13 protein-coding genes are annotated in these 17,373 nt (G+C 65.7%); 10 read left to right on the top strand and 3 right to left on the bottom strand.

Features of this window, described 5'->3' with window-relative positions:
* Window positions 1–116: 116 nt before the first annotated feature.
* Genes polC through BMW35_RS15620 form a run of 3 tightly spaced genes read right to left on the bottom strand, consistent with a single transcriptional unit; the run spans window position 117 to window position 5,808 of the window.
* Window positions 117–5,165 (bottom strand): DNA polymerase II large subunit, encoded by a 5,049-nt coding sequence (polC, locus tag BMW35_RS09220; RefSeq protein ID WP_089669110.1) that lies wholly within the window; start codon window positions 5,163–5,165, stop codon window positions 117–119.
* Entirely contained in the window at window positions 5,165–5,584 is a 420-nt protein-coding gene (locus tag BMW35_RS09215; RefSeq protein ID WP_089669108.1) for a PPC domain-containing DNA-binding protein, read from the bottom strand. Before BMW35_RS09215 ends, polC begins: the two co-directional genes overlap by 1 nt.
* A gap of 59 nt (window positions 5,585–5,643) precedes the next feature.
* A complete protein-coding gene (locus tag BMW35_RS15620) occupies window positions 5,644–5,808 on the bottom strand; it encodes a DUF7556 family protein (protein ID WP_177170812.1) in 165 nt (54 codons plus the stop codon).
* Window positions 5,809–5,995: 187 nt separating this feature from the next.
* Here BMW35_RS15620 and BMW35_RS09210 point away from each other — a divergent pair, with 187 nt between their 5' ends.
* The 10 genes from BMW35_RS09210 to BMW35_RS09165 all read left to right on the top strand — a co-directional run bounded on the left by BMW35_RS09210 (window position 5,996) and on the right by BMW35_RS09165 (window position 17,334).
* Window positions 5,996–7,885 (top strand): ABC transporter substrate-binding protein, encoded by a 1,890-nt coding sequence (locus tag BMW35_RS09210; protein WP_089669106.1) that lies wholly within the window; start codon window positions 5,996–5,998, stop codon window positions 7,883–7,885.
* Window positions 7,886–8,064: 179 nt separating this feature from the next.
* Window positions 8,065–9,078 (top strand): ABC transporter permease, encoded by a 1,014-nt coding sequence (locus tag BMW35_RS09205; protein WP_089669104.1) that lies wholly within the window; start codon window positions 8,065–8,067, stop codon window positions 9,076–9,078.
* 3 nt (window positions 9,079–9,081) lie between these two features.
* Complete coding sequence (locus BMW35_RS09200) at window positions 9,082–10,563, top strand: ABC transporter permease (protein WP_177170811.1); 1,482 nt, start codon at window positions 9,082–9,084, stop codon at window positions 10,561–10,563.
* Window positions 10,563–11,648 (top strand): ABC transporter ATP-binding protein, encoded by a 1,086-nt coding sequence (locus BMW35_RS09195; protein WP_089669100.1) that lies wholly within the window; start codon window positions 10,563–10,565, stop codon window positions 11,646–11,648. The genes BMW35_RS09200 and BMW35_RS09195 overlap by 1 nt, the downstream gene beginning before the upstream one ends.
* Window positions 11,645–12,991 (top strand): ABC transporter ATP-binding protein, encoded by a 1,347-nt coding sequence (locus BMW35_RS09190; protein ID WP_089669098.1) that lies wholly within the window; start codon window positions 11,645–11,647, stop codon window positions 12,989–12,991. The genes BMW35_RS09195 and BMW35_RS09190 overlap by 4 nt, the downstream gene beginning before the upstream one ends.
* A 3-nt stretch (window positions 12,992–12,994) precedes the next feature.
* Window positions 12,995–13,459: a DUF7555 family protein gene (locus BMW35_RS09185; RefSeq protein WP_089669097.1), complete on the top strand. Its 465-nt coding sequence runs from the start codon at window positions 12,995–12,997 to the stop codon at window positions 13,457–13,459.
* Window positions 13,460–13,507: 48 nt separating this feature from the next.
* The gene (locus tag BMW35_RS09180) at window positions 13,508–14,128 is read left to right on the top strand and encodes a DUF7529 family protein (RefSeq protein ID WP_089669094.1); all 621 of its coding nucleotides are present in this window, start codon (window positions 13,508–13,510) and stop codon (window positions 14,126–14,128) included.
* 65 nt (window positions 14,129–14,193) lie between these two features.
* Window positions 14,194–15,051 (top strand): CBS domain-containing protein, encoded by an 858-nt coding sequence (locus tag BMW35_RS09175; protein ID WP_089669092.1) that lies wholly within the window; start codon window positions 14,194–14,196, stop codon window positions 15,049–15,051.
* Window positions 15,044–16,774, top strand: coding sequence for a glycine--tRNA ligase (gene glyS, locus BMW35_RS09170; protein ID WP_089669091.1), 1,731 nt, complete (start codon window positions 15,044–15,046; stop codon window positions 16,772–16,774). Before BMW35_RS09175 ends, glyS begins: the two co-directional genes overlap by 8 nt.
* A complete protein-coding gene (locus BMW35_RS09165) occupies window positions 16,771–17,334 on the top strand; it encodes a dolichol kinase (RefSeq protein WP_089669089.1) in 564 nt (187 codons plus the stop codon). Before glyS ends, BMW35_RS09165 begins: the two co-directional genes overlap by 4 nt.
* Window positions 17,335–17,373: the final 39 nt, after the last annotated feature.

Here is a 17,373-nt window from a genome sequence, read left to right as displayed (position 1 = left end):
GCCGACCGGACCAGCATCCGGACGGTCGCTGGATGCAGTGCAGCCACCGAATGCACGGTACAGCAGGCAAAGTAGAACAGCGGACTGCAGCGAGCAGGAGCGTCTACGAGCCGTCGCTACATGAAATCCGCAATCCCTGACTGTTTGTTCTTGTCGTTCTCGAAGATAGAGGACAGCCGGCGGTCCATGATTTCGAGGCGCTGTTTCGTGTACTCCCGGCAGTCGTAGTCCTCCGCGACCTGGATGGCGGTGTCCATGTACTTGTTCACCGAACCCTGGTGGACAGTGAGGTTCACGCGGCCGCCACACTCCCGGCAGTCCCCGGTGAGCGGCATCCGGCGGTACTTCTCCCCGCAGTCCAGACACCGCGTCTCCTGCCGGCTGAACGCCCGGAGGTTCCCGATGAGGTCCGGGAGGAAGTGGTACTCGATGACGCGCTCGGCGACGTCCGTCTCGTCTACCGCCCGGAGCTTCCGGGAGAGCTCCAGTTGGGCGTCCATCTTGTCCATCATCGACCCGAGCGTCTTGTACGCTGACAGCTCCGGTCCGAGGTGGATGTTCGATGTGTCGTGCGTGTGCCCGAATCCAGTGTACTCCTCGTCGGTCTCCAGCGTGGCCTCGGCGATGGTCACGAGGTCCTCGACGTCCTCGGGGTCCGCCAGTTCTCGGGTCGCCTCGTAGAACTCGCGCGGGTATTCGCGGTCGATGTCCACGTTGTGCGCCTCGTCGTCGATCTCGCTCGGGTCGATGCGCGAGGACATCACCAGCGGCGCGTCCATCCGACCGCCGCGCTTGTCCGGCAGGAACGACTTCGAGAAGTTCACGAGGCCGTCCATCAGGAGCATCACGCAGTCCTCGTCCCCGTCGCACTGGCCAGTGAACAGGTCGTTCGCGACGAGCGTGTTGGTCTCCTCGACGGTCAGGGAGTACGTGTGCTCGACGCCGGACTGGACAGTCTCGACGGACACGACTTCGTCGACCCACACGTCACCGCCGTCGCCGAGGAGGCGCTGGGAGCGCGTGTCGATTCTATCCAGCGCGTTCGAGAGGGTCTCGGATTTCCTGTCGAGATGGAAGCCGACACGGGCGTCGAACCGAACGGCGTTCTGCGACGTGACCTTGAGAACCCACGTTTCGAACGACCGCTCGTCGTCGTAGAATTCGGCGACAGCGCCCGTCTTCGGGGTGCGTTCCTCGCGGTAGACCTTCGTCGCAATTCCGAATCGTTTGAGCGCCGCAACGAGGTCGGACTGCAGGTCGTCGCTCACCGTATGAGCGCGGATTTCGACGCGGTCGCTCGATGCGCTGCCGTCCCCGGAGAAGTACGCGGCGAGGAACGCTCGCACGACGGGGTCTGGCGCGGACATGACACAGTTGGGGACTCGCTTCGTCTCCGCGCGACTGCCAGCGTCGAGGACGTCCGAGAACAGTGTCGCGACGAGTCGGCTGGAGACCGTGACTTTCCACTCGTTCTCCTCGAACGCCTCGACGTTCAGTACGTCGTCGAAGACGTCGATAATCTCGGCGCGGGGTGCGTCGTCCGGCGTGCAGATGGTCGTCTGGTAGAACGACCCGACTTCCCGCCGAGTGAACCCCTCAGCGGCGTAGTATCCGAGCATCGTGCCGACAGTTTCGTCGACCTCGAATTGGCGGGAAACCGAGGCGGTGTCGCGGCGAACACCGAGCAGCACGTCGTCCGGAGTACGGTCGATGGCCGTCGCGCGGTCGAACAGTTCGAGCAGGACACTCGCGGGGATGCTGTCGCGGGACACCCAGTTGTACACCGTCGACTGACTCACGTCGAGCCGCTCGGCGACTGACTTCAGGTAGCTGTCCGCGTCCGTCGCGTCGTCGAGTAGCTGCTTGAGTCCGGATTCGCCGATTCCGCGGACCATCAGGTCGTCGTTCGGAATCGCGTCTGCATCGAGGAACTCGGCGAGCAGGTCGAACGTCGCCGTCTCGCCCTCGACGGGAATCTGCTTCGGTGCAGGGACGGCGTCACTCGCCGTCAGTTCCCGGGCTTCGACGCGCTCGATACTGTCACCGGTCCACCGCCGCATGGAGTGGTCGGGTGTCACCGTCAGTTCCCGTCCGCTCTTCGTTTCGATTTCGACGAGGTGGTCCGGAGCGCGGTGTTTCGAGACGGCTTCGACACGCTGGAGCGTCTCTTCACCGTCCTCGGTCACCGAGGGGACGAGCACGTCGCCGTCGAGTTCCTGCACGAGCGTCCCGAAGTCGTCCTCAGAAATCGAAGATTTCTGATGGGCTGCACCGGACTCTGTCCGAGGAACGTCTTCCTCAGCCGTCTCGGGGTCGAGACGGTCCTCGACCAGTGCTTCAATGCGCTCGTAGTACCACTGGTCATCCTCGTCCTCGAACCAGACCTTCGTCTCAGGATGGAAGCAGTTCCGGCGTTTCGCGGCGTGAAAGTACGGGTGTGCGTACCCGACGGACGCCGACGTGAATCCGATGACTCTGCCGACGACGGCGGCGGAAGTGTGGGGTGCCATCCCGAAGACGAGTTCGCCGACGAGGTCGTCGCGCTCCTCGACTTCGTAGAAGGCGTCGAGGCCGTAGTACTGGGTGAGAAGGTCGTCGACGAAGTCAGCGGTCTTGAGCATGTGTTCGGCCGCCCCGTCCGAGAGCACGACGTCCTGCACGCGGAGTTCGACGACCTGGTCGTCGTGTTCGAGGGGGTCGCCGTGGACGTCCTCGGTGTAGCCGAGTTCTCGGAAGTGGTCGGCGGTGACGTCGAGTTCGCTCGGTTTGACCGCGGTGACCGGGAGGTCGGTCATGTCGTAGCGGACGGTACCGTCCTTGAACGCGGTGACGCCGTGTTTGGCGCGGAGGACGCCTTTCTCCATCGGTTCGGGGACTTTCTCCGCGGACATCAGTCCCTGAACGCCCTTGAGCTGGTCGAAGGCGTTCTCGCGCTCGCCGACGGCCTGAAGGGCGCTGCGGTATTCGTCGCCGACGTCGACGACCTGCGTGGTGACGTTGTCCAGTTCGCGCTCGCAGCGCGGACACTCGACCCGCCCGGACTCGTCGGGTTCGGCTTCGACACCGCAGTCCTCGCACTCGTAGTAGGGGTCGGTCCACTCGCCGCAGTCGGGGCACCGGGCGTCGTACGTGTGCTCGCCGCAGTCCGGACAGACGCGGTCCCCGAGCCGGACGGGAATCTCGCCCGGGGTGTCGGCCATGTCGGGCGCGTACCGGGCGGCGTCGCCGACGTCGCGCTGACTGCCGCCGGCCTCCCCGATGGGGAAAAGGGTGTGGACGGCCGGCGAGAGGTCGCGGGACTCGGACTTCTCGGGGCGGCCCATGCGATTGCCGATGCGGGTGGGGGCGCGCTCCTGAACCTCGAACGGCGCGACCTCGTTGACGGCGCGGAGCGCGTTCGGCCAGTCGCGGGCGTCCGCGGAGAGGTCGTCCCACGCTTTTTCGAGAGACTCGGTGACGCCGAGCGAACGCGCGAGCGGCAACCAGTCGTCCACCCGGAGGGCGTCGTCGTCCTGGTGGTGTGTGACGAGCAGGGCCTCCAGTGATTCGCGGACGGCCTCGGTTCGGTCGAGGACGAGTTCGTCGCCCTCTCTGTCGGCATCGGCGACGGCGTCGGCCAGCACCTCGAAGTGCTCGACGTCGAGGTCGTGCCAGAGGTACGTGTACGCGGGGTGCAGCGGGGCGTCGTACTCGGTCGCCCACTCGATGGCCTGCTCGGCGTCCGGGTTCTCGAGGTCGACGTACGGCGAGTCCCGGAGCGCCTGCACGTCTGCACCGGCGGCCTCGATGTCCTGCACCCACCACTCGGGAGCGTAGGACGCGGGCGCGAGTTCGTGGTTGTTCTCGACGAACTCGCCGTAGTTCACGAGGTACTCGCCGACGTCCAGAATCTCCTCGACGCCGTTCCTGACTTCGAGAGCCTCAGCTGGGTCCTCGATGTGCCGAACGTCGCCGTTCGCGAGCTTCACGGTCGGCCCCTCGATGGAGTCGACGGGGACGACCCCCGCCGCCTTCCCCGGGAGTTCGGTCTTGATCTGGGTGCCGGTCGCGAGGAAGTCGTCCAGCAGGTGCATCGTCGCCGGGTGGACGCCCGCCGTCGCGTTCCCGTGGTTCCGGGCGCGACCGTACCGCAGCCGGAACCCCCCCTCCTTCGACGGGTGGCCGAACACCGGACGGCCGGCGATGAGGTCGCGGAGGAACTTCTCCGAGGCGTCCACGCGCGGCGGACCGTCGGGCTCGTCGTCGACTGCCTCGACTTCGCCGTCACCGTCGTCGCTCGCGGCGTCTGCTGCCTCCGCCTCGTCGGCGTCGTCGCTATCGTCTTCTCCGATAGTGCCGTCGATGAGGTCCTGAAGCCACGGCCACTCGACCTCGTCGAGGTTCCGGGTGTAGCGCTGAATCTTCGGTGCCTTCAGCGCGATGCCCTCCGCGAGCACGAGACACATGCCGCCCCGCGGGGAGTTGGTCTCGATTCGCTCGAGGTCTCGGAAGCCGTCGACTTCCTCGTTGCCGGTCGCCTCCCCGTCCAGCATCACCGGACAGTGCTCCGTGATGAACTTCGTCTCCTTGTCCTTCGGCGAGTACTGGAGGCCGGTCTCGGAGTCGTAGAGCGCGACCTCCTCGGCGTACCGCTCGACCTCGTCGTCGCGGGGCGCGAACTCGTCGATGTCGAGGAGGGACCGAGCGTAGTCGGCGACGAGCACGGAGAGCGCCTGCGCGGTCCCGCCAGCGGACCGAATCGGACCCGCGTAGTAGACGGCGACGTACTCGCTGCCGTCGTCGTTGGCGTTGACCTCGACGCGGTCGATCCCCTCGATGGGTGCCGCGACCACGCCCTCCGTCAGCAGCGCGACGGCCGTCCGGACCGCGCCCTCGACTTTCCCGGCCTTCGTCTCGTAGTCGCCGACCCGGCCCTCGACGAAGTCCTCGACGAGTTCCAGCGCGGCCTCCTCGCGGCTCATCTCGCCCTCCAGGTCGCGGACGCGCTCGGCGACCCCGTCGATGCCGAGGATGTTCTCGACGCGGTCGGCCATGTCCTTCGCGACCGGAATCTCGACCTCGGGCTCGGGGTCTTCGCCGCGCCGCTTGGCGCGCTCTGCGACATCGAATGCGTCGTCGAGACCCGCCTCCAGAGACGCGAAGTAGCGTTCGTCTTCCGGCCGCATTACAGCCAGAGGTCGAGGTCGGTCGTCGGGTCGTGCTCGCGGACGAGTTCGGTGTCGAGTTCCCGGACGTACACCTCGCCGGCGAAGACGGTGGCGCGCTCCAGGTGGCCGGCGAGCGCCTGACCGGACCGTCTAGACAGTGTTACGTGCGTGTGTGCGAACGGCTCGCCGTCTAGGTCGGAGATGTTGCCGACGCAAGTGGCGACCTCGAGTGGCTCGTCGAACTCGGCGGACTTGTACTCGAAGTCGTCCTGATCGTAGTACCAGAGTTCGGCGTCCTGAACTGCCCCCATTCCGACGAACCAGGCGGCGTCGAGGCCCTCGTCGGCGGCCAGCGTCTCGAGTTCCCCGCGCCACTCCGCGCCGTGGTCGAGGCTGACGACGAACTCGCGGTCGCCCGTGACTTCGCGGACGTTCATGGGGCGACCAACGGGGTGGGTGAGGAAAAGTCCTCGCGTTGGGGTCGGCTGCGCCGTCCTTACCGCCACGCCGAGAGCGGCGTGGCGTCGGCTTCCGTTACGGACATCCACGCGTCGTCCGTGGAGATGTCCGCGATGACGAGTCGGGACTCGGGGCCATCGTCGTCCAGTGAGGCCATCACGTCGGTCCCGCAGTGTGCCGGGTTGGCGGCGTCAGTCGACATGACGTGTGACACAATGTGACAACCAGTACTTAAGTTCGTCGGACCGCGCGTGGAGGCAATACCGTGGTGCATGCTACCGCGTTGTGCGAGACGGCGGTGGAGAGCGGCCCCGTACCCCGAAAACCGAGTGGATTCTACCCTAAAGAAGCGGTAAGTTTATCACTATAGATTAGTAATCCGAGGGTGGATGACAGATACTGACAACCTCTCCCGGCGTCGGTTCCTGCAGGGAACTGGTGCCGCTGCGACCGCAGCCGCCCTGGCTGGATGTACTGGCGACGGAGACGGCGATGACTCCGAAACCACCGCGCCCGGCGACAGCGACGACGACGACGGAATGGGCGAGGGAGAAGTCGACACGAGCAAGCGCGTGCGCTCGCTCAACGGCGGGACGATGGACACCCTCGACCCGATCAAGGCGACGGACTCGACGTCCGGCGCGAACATTCAGAACATCTTCGACACCCTGACTAACTACCCGAACGGTCAGACCAACGTCGAGAATCTCCTCGCGAAGAGCCTCGAAACCGAGGACAACGGCGCAGTGCTGACGTTCACGCTCAAGGAGGGTGCCCTGTACAGCAATGGCGACGAAGTCACCGCACAGGACTTCGTCTACTCCTTCGAACGGCTCGCCGCCTCCGACAACTCCCGCCGCAAGACATTCATCCTGAACTCGCTCGGCGTCGCACACGAGACGATGACGGACACTCGGGAGAACGACGACGGCGAAGAAGAGGAGGTCGAGGTCTACAAGCCCGGCACGCTCGCCGTCGAAGCCGAGGACGACTACACGCTCCGCATCGAGCTCGAAGAGCCGTTCTACGGGGCGACGAGCCTGCTCGCGTACACGTCGTTCTCCGCTGTGCCGGAGGGCATTGTCGGCGACATCGATGACTACGAGGGTCAGATGGAATACCGGAAGTTCGCGACCGAGGAGCCGGTCGGTGCCGGCCCGTACGTCCTCGCTAGCTGGGAGCAGTCCTCCGAGGTCAAGCTCGACGCCCGCGACGACTACCACGGCAAGGAGCCGCGGAACGCCGGCATCGACAAGGCCATCTTCAACGAGACCAACCCGCGGTACACGTACGCGACCGTCAACGTCAACGCCGACTCTCCGGTCTTCCCGTCTGCCCAGTACGACCCCGACCTCCGGAACTTCGAGGGCACCGACGACCGTGGCCGCCGCTACGGTACCTACGGGCCGATGGAGGAGAACGGCATGACCGCACAGTACTACGAGGTCGCAACGCTGTCGACGTTCTACCTCGGGTTCAACGCCCTGAACGTCCCGAAAGCGGTCCGCAAGGCCGTTGGATATACGTTCAGCCAGCAGCAGTTCGTCAATGAGGTTTACCCGCGGCCCGCAAAGCAGGCGTATCACTTTACGCCGCCGTCCATCTTCCCGGGTGGCCCGTCCGAGTACACGAGCCGCGCAAAGGAGTACGAGTACGGCTACCAGACAGGGCCGCAGCTCCAGAAGTCGATCGAAGTCATGGAGGAGGCAGGATACGGGCCAGACAACCGCTTCTCCATGACGTTCAACATGTCGTCGAGTACGGCGTCGTCGTGGGGCAGCGACCTGTTCACGCTGCTGCGCGACCAGCTCACCGAAGCGTACATCGACATCGAACTGCAGTCCGCTGACTGGAACGCGTTCCTCAACACCGGACGGCAGGGTAACTTCGACATGTTCTTCCTCGGCTGGATTGCCGACTATCCGGGTGCCGACAACTTCCTGAATCTCGCGTACCCGCCGGCGACGAACACCTCGAAAGGCGAGCAGGTCGGCTACACTAACTGGCGGGGCGACAACGCGACTGCGGCTCAGAAGGCCAAGGACGGCTGGGCGAAGATTCAGGACAACTACGGTTCCGGTCAGAAGGAAGGACGCGCGGAAGGCGGCCAGATGATGGAGGAAGCAATCAAAGAGGACGCCATCTACATCCCGATGATCCACCAGATAGCGCAGTTCTACGACTATCCGTGGGTCGACTCCCCGCGCGTCGGTGCGATGGACAGTTCTCGCTCGAAGTCCAACAGCATCGGCATCGGCGACCGCGGCGAGTACGAGTAATCGAATCAGTCGGCGAGCCGACCGAACCGTCCCCCGTTTTTTCGAACGCGGCAACGACGTAGTCGTATTTCGGTACGAACGCCCTCAACGCGCCCCGAACCCTCCGAAGCGCAAGACCTAAACGCGAATATGAGACAGAGAAGAATGCAAACCAGTCGCACAACCCGAGGCACGCACATATGAGCCGGTGGACATACTTCGCGAAACGACTCGTACTGTCGATCCCAGTGATAATTTTCGGTACGTCACTGACGTTCTTAATCATCTACGCCGGGCCGATAGACCCGGCGGCGGCAATCCTGGGAATGCAAGCAACCTCGGAGCAGATTGCAAACCTCGAACGGTCACTGGGGCTGAATCAGCCGCTCTGGGAGCAGTACTTCAGGTTTATGGTGGACATGTTCACCTTCGACCTCGGAGAGTCGTGGGTCATTCGACCCGACGTTCCTGCGAACGAGGTCATCCTCTCGTACGCGCCCCGGACCGTGCTGATGGGGGCGCTCGCAGTCATCCTCCCGCTGTTCGTCGGTATCCCGCTCGGCTTCTACGCGGGACTGCGGCCGAACACGCTGGGTGACTACACGGCGTCGTTCACCGGTATCGTCTGGCGTGCAATGCCGAACTTCTGGCTCGCGGTCCTCATGTTGCTGGTGCTGTCCAAGTCGGAGACCTTCCTGTTCGGCTTCGACTGGCAGAACTGGATCGTGTCCACGAACGTGGCGGGGACGCCGGACATGGACAACCTCCTCCAGCCGATGAACTTCATCGCGGCGGTGAAAGTCGTGCTCCCGGGCGCGCTCGTGCTCGGGTCCGCGTCGATGGGCAACGAGATGCGCATCGGACGGACGGCGTTCCTCGAAGCCAAGAACTCCAACTACGTCGAGATGGCGCGGGCGAAAGGCGTGCCGGGGCGTAGCATCGTCTGGAAGCACATCTTCCGGAACGCCCTCATCCCGCTGATTCCCGTCATCACCGCCGAGGCTGGCGTACTCGTCGGTGGGTCCGTTCTCATCGAGAACGTCTTCGGTATCAATGGAATCGGGTTCCTATTCTTCAGCGCGATGACACGCGGTGACCTCCCGCTGGCCGTCGCGATGATGTACCTCATTATCCTGCTCATCGTCGGGCTGAACATCCTCCAGGACTTCCTGTACACAATTGTCGACCCCCGCGTCGGCTTCGAGAGTGAGTGAACAATGTCAGTGAGTGAGAACAAAAACGACAGCATTGTCGCGCGAGTGAAAGAGAACCCCGGCCCGGCCGCCCGCTGGGGAGCCGTCATGGCGTTTCTGGTACTGCTGGAGTTCGGTGCCATCTGGAGCGCAATCATGTCCATTCCGTGGGGGGTGCCGGTCAACGGCGTCGCCGACATCCTGCCCGCAGCTATCGGCGGCGTCATCACGGGCGTCGCTGGCGTGTTCGCGGACATCGGGAACGCACTCGCCAGCGTGCCGACGCTGCTCGAACGTGGATTGGTTCCGAATCAGGGCTACCACGTTCCGGGCGAAGGCTGGCAGGGAACGTTCCTCGGTCTGGAGCCCGCGTACGCGTGGCTCGTTCGACTCACGCTCGTCTACGCCTACGCCGCGGTGACGCTGTACTGGGCGTGGCGCGGCTACATGACGTTCCGGCGGCACTACCGGTACGCCGACTGGACCCCCGGCGACGACATGGTCGACCGGTTCCGCAGCCACAACTGGGGCCGATTCGGTCTGGTCCTCGTCGCCGCATTCCTCGTCATGGCGCTGTTCGCGCCCGTGGTGAGTCCGACAACGGAGTCCCAGAACCTGACCAACCCGTACGGCAACCAGATCGAGTACTACAACGACGACGCCGGCGAAGTCCAGACGACGACGGTCGGTACCGCAAACGTCGCGGCGAAGTCGAAGGGCGACCGGCAGAACTTCGGCGTGTGGTCGTACGACAAATTCGATCGGTTCCACCCGGTCGGGACACTGACGACCGGAAAAGACCTGTTCACGTTCATGGCGTTCGGGGCGCGAATCTCGCTGTTCATCGGGATATTCGCGTCCGCGCTCGCTGGCGGCATCGCGCTGTCGCTGGCGCTACTGACATCGTACTACAAGGGGCTGGTCGACCTCGCGGCCGTGTTGACCAGCGACGCGTTCTCCGCGATGCCACGGCTACTGGTGCTCATCATGTTGGTTACAGTACTACAGGACCACTGGATATCAGACATCTACAGCGGTGCGTTCATCCTCGCGTTCCTGTTCGGTATCTGGGGATGGATGGGGCTGTGGCGCGCCATCCGCGGCCCCTCGTTCCAGATTGTCGAGAACGAGTGGGTGACCGCCGCGAAAGGCTTCGGTGACCGGCCGTGGAGCATCGTGAAGAAACACGTGGCTCCGTACGTCATCGGCTACCTGCTCATCTACCTCTCGATGAGCCTCGGCGGCTACATCATCGGCTCCGCCGGCCTAGCGTACCTCGGCCTGGGCGTGACCGCGCCGACGCCGGAGCTCGGTCGCGCAATCGCTGGTGGGCAGAGCTTCATCACCACTGATTCCTGGCACATCTCCGTGTTCCCCGGTGTGATGATTACGCTCATCGTCCTCGGGTTCAACGCGCTCGGTGACGGCATCCGTGACGCGATCGACCCGCAGAGTTCGAGCGACGACTCGGCTGGTGAAGCCGCGGCCGCAGGGGGTGGTGCGTGATGAGCGACAGTCAGTACGCACCCGACAGCCGCGTCGACGAGGAGGCACTGCTCTCCGTCGACAACCTCCAGACCGCGTTCTTCACCGACAAGGAGACGATTCGCGCCGTGGACGGCGTAAGCTTCGAAATCGACCGTGGTGAGTCCGTCGGCATCGTCGGCGAGTCCGGCTCCGGGAAGTCCGTGACCGCCCGGTCCATCATGGGGCTCGTCGACTCGCCGGGCCGCATCGTCGGTGGCTCCATCCAGTACAAGGGACGGGAGCTCGTCGGCAACACCGAGAAGGAGTGGCAACAGATTCGCGGCGGTGAAATCGCGATGGTGTTCCAAGACCCGCTGTCGTCGCTGAACCCCGTCTACACCGTCGGGAACCAGATCAAGGAGTCGCTGCGACTCCACCAGGGGATGCGTGGCCGGGAGGCGACCCAGAAGGCCATCGAGCTGCTGGAAGACGTCGGCATCCCGGACGCGCCGCGCCGCATCGAGGAGTACCCTCACGAGTTCTCCGGGGGGATGCGTCAGCGCGCCGTCATCGCGGTGGCGCTGGCCTGCGACCCGGACCTGCTCATCTGCGACGAGCCGACGACGGCGCTGGACGTCACCATCCAGGCCCAGATTCTCGACCTCCTGCACGAACTGAAAGAGGAGAAGAATCTCGGCATCATGTTCATCACGCACGACATGGGCGTCATCGCCGAGGTGGCCGACCGCGTGAACGTGATGTACGCGGGCGAGGTCGTGGAGAAAGCGCCCGTCGACGAGCTGTTCTCGAACCCGAAACACCCCTACACGCAGGGGCTGCTGGAGTCGATCCCGAGCCGGAACGAGCGAGGGTCGGAGCTGACGACCATCGAGGGCGAGGTTCCGACGCCGAACGAACCGGCGACGTACTGCCGGTTCGCTCCGCGGTGTCCGAAGGCGTTCGACGACTGCGAACAGGTGCACCCAGTGCCCGTCGAGGTCGACGACGAGACCGACGACCACGAGGCCGCCTGCCTGCTGTACCCCGAGGACGTCAATCAGAGCGAAGCCGTGGAGCTACACCGGTCGCGTGAGGACGCAACCGAACAGGAGGTGCCCGAATGACGACACTCTACCAGGAGCGACGCGAGGACGCGACAGTTGGGACGCAGACGGGCGAGACGCTCGTCGAGATAGACGGTCTGAAGACGTACTACGGCGGCGACGGCATGTTCAGCGGGAAGCCCGTGAAGGCCGTCGACGACGTGAACTTCGACGTGCGCCGGGGGGAAACCCTGGGACTGGTCGGGGAGTCCGGCTGCGGGAAGTCGACGCTCGGCCGGACGCTGATGCAACTGGAGACCGCGACCGCCGGCGACGTCCGCTACGACGGAACGGACATCACGACGCTGTCCGGGAAGGAACTCAAGGAGTGGCGGCAGAACGTCCAGATGGTGTTCCAGGACCCCGACTCCAGCCTGAACACCCGGATGACCGTCGGGGAGATCATCATGGAGCCGTTGAACGTCCACGGCTGGAAGACGCCGCAGAAGCGCCGCGAGCGCGTGCGAGCGCTGCTGGAGATCGTTGGGCTCGCCGAGGAGCACTACTACCGGTATCCGTTCCAGTTCTCCGGCGGCCAGAAGCAGCGCGTCGGCATCGCTCGCGCGCTCGCGCTGGAGCCGGACTTCCTGGTGCTTGACGAGCCCGTGAGTGCGCTGGACGTCTCCGTGCAGGCGAAAATCCTGAACCTCCTGGACGACCTGCAGGACGAGTTCGGGCTGACGTACCTGATGATCGCGCACGACCTCTCCGTCGTCGAGCACATCTGTGACCGCGTCGCCGTGATGTATCTCGGGAAGATCATGGAGATCGGACCGGTCGACGCAATCTTCGACGATCCGGCGAACCCGTACACGAACTCGCTGCTGTCGGCGATTCCGGAGCCCGACCCGAGCCAGGAGAAGAGCCGAATCACGCTGCGTGGGACGCCGCCGAGCCCGCGGGACCCGCCGGCTGGCTGCGTGTTCAGCACGCGGTGTCCGTTCAAGATTCGGCCGGAGAAGTACGAGGACCTCGACGACGACGTCTGGGAGGCCGTCGAGGTGTTCCGGGAGGTGCTCCGCGAGCGCAGCGACGTGACGAAGTCGGCCGGCGAGCGCGTTCGGGAACTCCTCGGAATGGAGACGAAGGGGATGGACGTCGAGGAGGTCGTCGAGGACGCGTTCGGCGACCTGAACACGCCGAGTGACGTCCGCCAGACGGTCGACGAGGCCGTCGAGTACGTCGAACGCGACGACCTGGAGTCCGCCCAGGAGACGCTCCGCGACGAGTTCGGGAGCGTCTGTGAGGGAGAGCAGCCCGAGCAACACCAGGTCGGCGGCACGGACCGAGTGAGTCGGTGTCACCGCCACCGCGAGGAGTACATGGACACCCAGGAGTACCTGCGGACCCACGACTTCTCGTAACTGATGTCGGTGCCCTCCAGCGACTCGGGACGCTCCGGCGTGGCGGACGTCGAGACGGACCGAGTGGCACAGCTGTTCGACCTCGTGACGTACGTCGGCGTCCTGCTGGCGGTGTTCGTGGCGCTGTCGACGCTGGGGGCGCTGGCCACCGGGAGTGCAGTTGCACCGGGCGTGAAGCTGGGGTTGTTCGTGTTCGGGTGGCTGTCGGTGTTCGCGGGAACGATGATGCTGCGGCCGACGTCCGCGTGGAAGAACGACGACGACGACGGCCTGCTGGCGTTCAGTGGAGAGACCAGCGAGGACCCGGAGACGAAGTTTCAGGGGTTCGTCCAGCAGTTGCCACCGGCGAGCCTGCGGCCGCTGCCGCCGTCGGGGCGGCTGCCGACCGGGGTGCGCGTGTTCCTCGGCGCTATCGTGACGCTGCTGGTGTCGCTGGCGATGGAACAGGTGTTCGGCGTCGGGGTGTAGGTCGGCGTCACGGAAGGATACTTGAGTGTGAGTCGATAACGCGGCGACATGGTAGACGCACCCGGTCACGTCGACGGTGACGACGACGTGCCGACGACCGCGGCGACTGACACCGCGGAGGCCGTCGAGGAGCAGAATCGACGCGCCGACAGAATCGAAGCGCAGGCCGGCCAGCTGAAGGCCGCGTGGAAGGACACCATCGCGGACATGGAGGCCATCGCCGAGGAGTGGCGCGAGGAGGGGTACGAGGTCACGGACATCACCTCCGTAGACGCGGGTCCGATCGGCCGCGACTCGAACGACGACGACGGCGAGTACGGGATGGAGTTCGTCATCCCGGACGACGACGCCGACGAGTTCGTCGACGCGTTCGAGGCCGGCGAGTACGGCCAGTACGACGTCTACCGCGGCGAGGTAGAGGCCGACGCGTTCATCGTGGAGGAGTTGGTCGACCACGATGTCGAACGCGTCATTCTACTGGCCGGTGCGTACCAGCTGCGCGACACCCAGATGTGCGCGTACGCCGCCCGCGAGGAGGGCGAGATGTTCACGTTCGTTCGGACGCTCGACAAGACGCGTCTGGGGACGTTCCGGCACGACGGCTACCGGAAGTTCTTCCCGCGGGCCGACGACCTGCCCGAGGACCCGATGGAGTTCGAGCTGCTCTGAGCGGCCGCGAATCGGTGGAACGCGGTGTCGTAGCCTACAAATGGATGGGGGCCCACCACGTCGGTATGAACGTCGCTGACGCGATGACGCCCCGGTCGGACGTGGTGACGGTCGAGCTGCCGGGGACGCGGGACGACATCCTCGAATACCTCCAGGAACGGGCGTTCTCTTCCGTGCCCGTGGTGAAGCCGGGCGAGGACGGCGAGCAGTACCGCGGCCTCATCTCTCGGAACGACCTCATCGAGCGGCCGGAGGAGGACCAGCTCGCGCTGTTGATGCGTGACGTCCCGACGACGACCAGCGACACGACGATTCCCGAGGTGGCGTCGCTGATGGTCGATGCGAGGACGCGTCGCGTGCCCGTGGTCGAGGACGACCACCTCGAGGGGATCGTGACCGTGACCGACGTGGTGCGTGCCATCGCGGACGGGCAGGCCGACGGCGACACGGAGGTCGGCGGGCTCGCGCGACGCGACGTGAACACGACCTACGAGGGGACGCCGCTGCCGGTGGCGGAGCGCGAAATCTCGTACGCGCAGGTCCCGTACTCGGTGGTGCTGGGCGACGAGGGCGACATGGCGGGCGTGCTGACGGAGGTCGACATCCTCGAAGTCGCCCGAGTCGTCGAGGGCGAGGACAAGACGGGCGACTCGATGGCCGCCGACGACGACGACTGGAAGTGGGAGTCCATCAAGGCGGTGGGGAGCCGCTACCTGCCGACGCGGAACGTCCAGATTCCCGCGGAGCCGGTTCGTGGGTTCATGACCGAGGACGTGGTGACGGTGACCGGCAAGCGGAAGGCCCGGGAGGCTGCGCAGACGATGCTGAGCAAGGACATCGAACAGATTCCGCTGGTGTCCGGCGACGAGCTCGTCGGCATCGTTCGGGACGTCGACCTCCTCACTGCGCTGACCGATGAGTGAGGAGCTGAGTGAGCTCGCGCGCCGCCGCGGGTTCTTCTTTCAGGCGAACGAGGCGTACGGCGGTGTCGCGGGGTTCTACACGTACGGCCCGGAGGGCGCGGCGCTCAAGCGGAACGTCGAGGAGACGTGGCGGGACCGGTTCGTCACCCGCGAGGGCAACATGGAGATCGATTCGCCGACAGTGACGCCGGAGCCGGTGTTCCGGGCGTCGGGTCACCTCGACGACTTCGACGACATGCTCGTGGAGTGCCCGGAGTGCGGCGAGAGCCACCGGGCGGACCACGTCGTCGAGGACAACACGGACGTGGAGGACGCCGAGTCCGTGCCGACCGGGGAGGTCGAAGACCTCATCGCCGAGCACGACCTCGTCTGCCCGGACTGCGGAGCGTCGCTGGTCGGCCAGCCCGTAGAGGGCTTCAACCTCATGTTCGAGACGACCATCGGGCCGGGGTCGGGGCAGGCCGGCTTCCTGCGGCCGGAGACCGCACAGGGGATGTTCACGGAGTTCCCGCGGCTCAAGGAGTACGCGCGGAACCAGCTGCCGTTCGGCGTGGCGCAGGTCGGAACGGGCTACCGGAACGAGATTTCGCCGCGGAACGCGCTGCTGCGGACCCGCGAGTTCACGATGGCCGAGCTCGAGCACTTCGTGGACCCGGAGAGTGAGGGGCCGGACCTCGACCGGGTGGCGGACGTGGAGCTGCCGCTGTACCCCGTCGAGGCGCAGCAGGCCGACGGCGAGGAGTACGTCCACCTGACCCCCCACGAGGCGCTCGACGAGGGCGTCGTCGCGGGCGAGTGGGTGGCGTACTTCCTCGCGCGGTCGAAGCAGTGGTTCGAGCGCGTGGGCGTGGACATGGACCGGTTCCGGTTCCGCCAGCACCTCCCGGGCGAACTCGCACACTACGCCTCGGACTGCTGGGACGCCGAGGGCGAGGTCGGCGGCGACTGGGTGGAACTGGAGGGCGTCGCGTCCCGGACGGACTACGACCTCTCGAAGCACGAGAAGCACGCCGACGACAACTTCACCGTGTTCCAGGCGTACGACGAGCCGAAGACCGTCGAGCGCGCGACCGTCGACCCCGAGATGTCGTACCTCGGGCCGGAGTTCGGCGGGGACGCGGCAGACGTTGCTGACGCGCTCGCCGACCTCGCCGCCCGCGACCGGTCGGCGTTCGACGACGATACGGTGACCGTCGAGGTCGACGGTGAGGAGTACATGATTCCGGCCGAGAAGACGGGCTTCGAGGTCGCCGAGGAGACCGAGTCCGGCCGACACATCGTCCCGCACGTCGTCGAGCCGGCGTTCGGCGTCGGCCGCGCCGTCTACACGGTGCTCGCGCACCGCTACGACACCGACGAGGTCGACGGCGAGACCCGGGACGTGCTGCGGCTGCCCGCCGAGGTCGCGCCGACCACCGTGGGCGTGTTCCCGCTGATGGACAAGGACGGCATGGGCGAGACCGCGCGTGACCTCGCCGCCGACCTGCGCGAGGCGGGGCTGGCCGTGACCTACGACGACTCCGGGAACATCGGCCGCCGGTACCGCCGGCAGGACGAGGTCGGGACGCCGTACTGCGTCACCGTCGACTACGAGGGGCTGGAAGACGGCACGGTGACGCTCCGCGACCGCGACACCACCGACCAGACCCGCGTCGAACTCGACGGGCTCGCGGAGCTGCTGGGTTCGCTGCGGGACGGCGAGGTCTCCTTCGAAGAGCTGTGAGCGAACTCGACCGCCGGCTCGTCCACGCCAGCGGTGCAGTCGTCCCCGGCGCGTTTCTCGCGAGCGTGGTGTCGTGGACGGCGGTCAAGTGGTTCATGATTGCGGCGTCGGTTCTAGCCGCGGTTCTCGAAGTACTGCGGCTGTACGGTCACGTCTCCTGGTGGGTGTACGACCGACTGACCCGGGAGTACGAGCAGGAGAACGTCGCGGGGTACGCGCTGTACACGTTCTCGTGGACGGTGACGGCGTGGCTGTTCGACCCCACCATCGCCGTCCCGGCGATGCTGATGCTGGCGCTCGGCGACCCCGCCAGCGGGCTGCTCTCGGGGAGTAGCGGCCTCGGCATGAAACCGGGGTGGGTGCTGCTGGCGACGTTCGGCATCTGTCTGGCCATCGCGGGGCTGCTGGACGTCCCGCTCCTTCCGGCCGTCGCGGGCGCGCTCGCGGCGACGCTCGCGGACGGCGCGACGCCCGTGGTTCGCGGGTACGTCGTCGACGACAACGCGACCATTCCGCTGGGTGCGGGCGTGGCGATGTGGGCGGTGTTGGCCGTGCTCTGAATCTACTTTCACCCTGCTACGCGAAGCCTTAACCGCGAG

Source organism: Halobacterium jilantaiense (assembly GCF_900110535.1).
Taxonomy (GTDB): domain Archaea; phylum Halobacteriota; class Halobacteria; order Halobacteriales; family Halobacteriaceae; genus Halobacterium; species Halobacterium jilantaiense.
The sequence above is the reverse complement of the archived record's forward strand: the minus strand, read 5'-3'. Positions and strand labels throughout refer to the sequence as shown.